Source organism: Ruegeria profundi (assembly GCF_020171505.1).
GTDB classification, from domain to species: domain Bacteria; phylum Pseudomonadota; class Alphaproteobacteria; order Rhodobacterales; family Rhodobacteraceae; genus Ruegeria; species Ruegeria profundi.
In genome coordinates, this window is sequence record NZ_JAIUZS010000015.1 from 1 (window position 1) to 3,573 (window position 3,573).

General features: G+C 53.6%; 1 tRNA gene and 2 rRNA genes. All 3 read right to left on the reverse strand.

Features of this window, described 5'->3' with window-relative positions:
• Window positions 1–77 (reverse strand) — tRNA-Met (locus LCM21_RS20585).
• A gap of 88 nt (window positions 78–165) precedes the next feature.
• A 5S ribosomal RNA gene (gene rrf / locus LCM21_RS20590) occupies window positions 166–280 on the reverse strand.
• Between the two features lie 306 nt (window positions 281–586).
• Window positions 587–3,451: ribosomal RNA gene (locus LCM21_RS20595) — 23S ribosomal RNA — on the reverse strand.
• Window positions 3,452–3,573 lie beyond the last annotated feature (122 nt).

Below are 3,573 nucleotides of genomic sequence, written 5' to 3' on the forward strand. Positions count from 1 at the left end.
TGGTTGCGGGAGCAGGATTTGAACCTGCGACCTTCAGGTTATGAGCCTGACGAGCTACCGGGCTGCTCCATCCCGCGACACTTTGGTTTGGTCTACCGCCTATTTGGCTGTTTGAGACCGGGTAGTGTTCTTTTCATCGTTAGAGAGAATGTGGGCTTTTTCTAGGTTTGGCGGTGACCTACTCTCCCGGGGCTTGAGCCCAAGTACCATTGGCGCGGCAGTGCTTAACTTCCGGGTTCGGGATGGGACCGGGTGTTTCACTTGCGCTATGACCACCAAACCGAGGAAAAGCCCATGTCGACTTTCTTGCTGTGCAAGAAAGCGACAGGTGGCAGGCAGCGTCTTTGCTTGCAAAGGCGCGTTGCCACTCGGTTGTTATGTCACCCCTTACGGGGTTTCACATCAATCAACACCGTGCAATCCGCGTTTGCGGATTGTCACGCGCGGGAGGCAGCGTATTCGTTTACGAATGCGCGTTCCCGCGTCTTAGTTGTCCAACTCAAGGTCGGTGTATGCTTTTGGTCTTGTTTGATCGCCTACCGCTTCGCTACTTGAGGCGGTTGGCTTTGTCTTTCTGTTACTGGATCAAATCAAGCCTATCGGGCGATTAGTACCGGTCAACTGAACGCATTACTGCGCGTACATCTCCGGCCTATTGACGTGGTGGTCTTCCACGGCCCTCAGGGAGACCTTGTTTTGAGGGGGGCTTCCCGCTTAGATGCCTTCAGCGGTTATCCTTTCCGATCATAGCTACCCAGCACTGCCGTTGGCACGACAACTGGTCCACCAGTGGATCGTTCACCCCGGTCCTCTCGTACTAGGGGCAACTCCTCTCAAGTCTCCTACACCCACGGCAGATAGGGACCGAACTGTCTCACGACGTTCTAAACCCAGCTCACGTACCTCTTTAAACGGCGAACAGCCGTACCCTTGGGACCTGCTCCAGCCCCAGGATGAGATGAGCCGACATCGAGGTGCCAAACACTGCCGTCGATATGGACTCTTGGGCAGTATCAGCCTGTTATCCCCGGCGTACCTTTTATCCGTTGAGCGATGGCCCTTCCACTCGGGACCACCGGATCACTATGGCCGTCTTTCGACTCTGCTCGACTTGTCAGTCTTGCAGTCAGGCTGGCTTCTGCCATTGCACTCAACGAGCGATTTCCGACCGCTCTGAGCCAACCTTCGCGCGCCTCCGTTACGCTTTAGGAGGCGACCGCCCCAGTCAAACTACCCGCCACGCAGGGTCCCGGATCCGGATAACGGACCGCGGTTAGACATCAAGAGTGCGAAGGGTGGTATCTCAAGGGAGGCTCCACCGCGACTGGCGTCACGGTTTCGAAGCCTACCACCTATCCTGCACATCACAATCCTGATGCCAGTGCGAAGCTGTAGTAAAGGTGCACGGGGTCTTTCCGTCTAACCGCGGGAAGCCTGCATCTTGACAGGCAATTCAATTTCGCTGAGTCGATGTTGGAGACAGCGGGGAAGTCGTTACGCCATTCGTGCAGGTCGGAACTTACCCGACAAGGAATTTCGCTACCTTAGGACCGTTATAGTTACGGCCGCCGTTTACCTGGGCTTCAATTCAAGGCTCTCACCTCTCCTTTTAACCTTCAGGCACCGGGCAGGCGTCAGACCCTATACGTCGTCTTGCGACTTCGCAGAGCCCTGTGTTTTTAATAAACAGTCGCCACCCCCTGGTTTGTGCCCCCAGCCCCTAGTTGCCTAGGAACCGGGCCTCCTTCTCGCGAACTTACGGAGGTATTTTGCCGAGTTCCTTCAACATCGTTCTCTCAAGCGCCTTGGTATGCTCTACCAGTCCACCTGTGTCGGTTTAGGGTACGGTCTGATGGAGGGCTATTTCCAGGAACTGCTCAGCAGCCCAACCAATCCGATAAGGCTGAACTACATCTGCAATCCGTCACATCCTCCTGGCCTAGGAATATTAACCTAGTTCCCATCGCCTACGCCTTTCGGCCTCGGCTTAGGGGCCGGCTTACCCTGCTCAGATTAGCTTTAAGCAGGAACCCTTGGACTTTCGGCGAGAGTGTCTCTCACACTCTTTGTCGCTACTCATGTCATCATTCTCACTAGTGATCTCTCCACCGGATGGCTCACGCCCCGGCTTCATCGAAAGAACCTATGCCTGCGCTACCGCCTCTTCGGCTACTTGAGCGCGATTGCTCGCACCAAATGACCGGCGGTAAAAAAGGCAAGGTTCTATGTCACACTACGCTCTGCTACCGATGCTTACGCATCCCTAGACTTCGGCTCATGGCTTGAGCCCCGTTACATCTTCGCCGCAGGACAACTTATTTAGACCAGTGAGCTGTTACGCTATCTTTAAAGGATGGCTGCTTCTAAGCCAACCTCCTGGTTGTTTTGGTCGTCCCACCTGCTTTCCCACTTAGCCATGAATTGGGGGCCTTAGTCGTAGGTCAGGGTTGTTTCCCTCTCCACTACGGACGTTAGCATCCGCAGTGTGTCTGCCATCTAGTACTCCCGGGTATTCGGAGTTTGGTTAGGATCAGTAAGCCTGTGGGGCCCCATTACCCATCCAGTGCTCTACCCCCCGGGGTATTCGGATGACGCTCTACCTAAATAGATTTCGCAGAGAACCAGCTATCTCCGAGTTTGATTGGCCTTTCACCCCTAGGCACAGCTCATCCCGATCCTTTTCAACGGATGTGGGTTCGGTCCTCCAGTAAGTGTTACCTTACCTTCAACCTGGCCATGCCTAGATCACTCGGTTTCGGGTCTGATCCCACGAACTCGACGCCCTATTAAGACTCGCTTTCGCTACGCCTACACCTAACGGCTTAAGCTTGCTCGTGAGACCAAGTCGATGACCCATTATACAAAAGGTACGCCGTCAGCTCGCAAGGAGCCTCCGACTGATTGTAGGCGTTCGGTTTCAGGTACTGTTTCACTCCCCTCGTCGGGGTGCTTTTCACCTTTCCCTCACGGTACTGGTTCGCTATCGGTCAGCAAGGAGTACTTAGCCTTCGAAGGTGGTCCTCCGATCTTCAGACAGAATTTCACGTGTTCCGCCCTACTTAATACGTCCGATCATGCTTCATATACGGGACTATCACCCTCTATGGTCCTGCTTCCCAACAGGTTCTATTCACACTCACGGCTCGGCTGGTCCCCGTTCGCTCGCCGCTACTAGGGGAGTATCAATTGATTTCCTTTCCTCCGGGTACTTAGATGTTTCAGTTCCCCGGGTTTGCTCTTAAAACCCTATGTATTCAGGTCTTAAGTACCTGTTTAAGCAACATATTGATTACCAAAGATAACAATATGAAGCTTTCAGGTGGGTTGCCCCATTCAGAAATCCATGGATCAAAGCTTATTCTCAGCTCCCCATGGCTTATCGCAGAGTATCACGTCTTTCATCGCCTCTTGCTGCCAAGGCATTCACCAAACGCCCTTCTCGCGCTTGATTTGATCCAGAAAGAGAAAGACACACGATAGTTGTGCTACCGCCTATTCGGCTACTTGAGCACGATGTCTGCTACGAACTTCGTTCTTCGCAGACGATGTATCAATCGAGACCGCCCAGCTGCT